The organism is Microbacterium sp. Ru50, assembly GCF_002920555.1.
Taxonomy (GTDB): Bacteria; Actinomycetota; Actinomycetes; order Actinomycetales; family Microbacteriaceae; genus Microbacterium; species Microbacterium arborescens.
Map to the genome: position 1 here is coordinate 1 of NZ_PQSV01000031.1, position 799 is coordinate 799.

Genomic DNA, 799 nt, shown 5'->3' on the forward strand with positions numbered 1-799 from the left:
GGGTCAATGTCGCCGCGGCCAGGGTGACGTTCCTGGACATCCCGCCCCGCGAGTGGGAGATGGCCCTCCGGCCCGACGAGGACCTGGGGCTGCTCGGCGAGGGTGAGTTCTACGGGGTCGGCGTCGATACCGGCACAGTGGCCTTCATGGATGCGACCCGGACGGTGATCGAAGACGAGCTGGACGAGAACCTGTTCATACCCCTCGACAGCCGCTTCACCGTCGAACTGCCCGGCACGGAGCCCGAACCGAACCTCATCGCCTTCCGTGCCGGCCAGGGCGACGGGTCCTACCCCGTCTGGATCGGCCGCACCGATGACGGGCAGGTTGGTTGCGTCGTGGTCGACTTCCAGCTCCATTCCTCCGGCGGGGGAGAGTAAGGAGCCACCGACCATCGGCGCGAGGCCGCACTGCCCGAGTCTGTACGCCAGGCTGGCGTGAGGTTCGGAGGCTCTGGATGAGCGTGACCGCCATGACTACAGCTGGAGTATCAGGCAGTGCGCGGCCGCCGGCCCCCGTCTTCTTTGCGGTGGTCTTCTTGGCGGGCTGCCTTTTCGTCGTCTTCTTCGGGGCGGGCATCTCGTGCACGTCCGCCTCGCCGGCATCGCCGCGGGAGGCTTTCGCGCGGGCCACCGACTCGTTCAGCGCTGACATCACATCCAGCACCCTTGCCGGCTCCTCCGGCTCCGGCGCCGGGGCTGGCTCCTGGTGCTCCCTCTTCGCCTCGATGACCTGCTCCAGTGCCTCGGTGTAGGTGTCGCGGAACTCGTCGCCTTCGAGGTCGTCGCGGGTCATGGTG

At 68.0% G+C, this 799-nt stretch carries 1 protein-coding gene; it reads left to right on the plus strand.

Annotation, left to right across the window (positions count from 1 at the left end):
- Window positions 1-380 (plus strand): DUF4241 domain-containing protein (locus C3481_RS16060; RefSeq protein WP_146053676.1); only part of this gene is annotated, 380 nt, incomplete at its 5' end.
- Window positions 381-799: the final 419 nt, after the last annotated feature.